This window comes from Laceyella putida (assembly GCF_042665195.1).
GTDB lineage: Bacteria > Bacillota > Bacilli > Thermoactinomycetales > Thermoactinomycetaceae > Laceyella > Laceyella putida.
In genome coordinates this window covers 78,415-79,244 of record NZ_JBHTBW010000004.1, presented here as the reverse complement: position 1 = coordinate 79,244, position 830 = coordinate 78,415, and the positions used below count along the sequence as shown (strand labels likewise).

General features: G+C 44.8%; 1 pseudogene. It reads left to right on the top strand.

Annotated elements, in window-relative coordinates:
* Nucleotides 1-830, top strand: a pseudogene (locus tag ACFQNG_RS01345) (RNA-guided endonuclease TnpB family protein); the annotation flags it as partial.

The window sequence follows — 830 nt, the reverse complement described above, 5'->3', positions numbered from 1 at the left end:
ACGTTCCCTTCGGCTGTCACGAATCAAACGATTCGTGAGGTGAAGTCCCAAATGAAAAATCAAGAGGCGAAGACCTTTAAGAAGATGTGGTGTTGCTTTAATAATCAGAATCTAAAAATAGAGAAAGCGGGAACTTTCTACACGGTTGCTTTTCCCACTCTAGAAAAGAAGATTGGCGTTCCTGTAGTGGCTCGCCCTTTTCAACAAGCATGGTTAGAACGAATCATAGTGGGTACTGCCAAGCAAGGAGCCGGAAAGCTCTACAAGAAGAAACAAAAATGGACTCTGGCTATTGCCATCTCATTTGATGTGCAGAAAAGCCAAGATCAAAAAGCGATGGGAGTAGACTTAGGTCTGCGCTACTTAGCTGTAGCCAGTGTGGGAACCCAGTCTCTCTTTTTTAAAGGAAATGAATGTGCTTATACTCGCAGGCGCTATTCAGCTAGACGTAGAAAACTGGGCAAAACCAAGAAACTTTCAGCAATGAAGAAGTCAAAGAACAAAGAATCCCGTTGGATGAAAAATCAGAACCATCGGATCAGTCGGCACATTGTCAACTATGCACTCGCCCACGGTGTGGGTGTCATTCGCATGGAAGACTTGACCGACATTCGCAACAGAGCCAAATCTAAAAAAGAAGCAGGGAGAAATCTTCACTCATGGGCGTTCTACCAACTCAAAGAATTCATCCGCTATAAAGCGGAGATGGCTGGGATCCGCTTTAAGAAGTCAAAGCGGAATATACCAGTCAAACCTGCAAATGTGGACATCGTGAAAAAGCGAATCGAAAGGGACTTCGCTTCCAGTGTAAGCGGTGTGGCTATACCTGC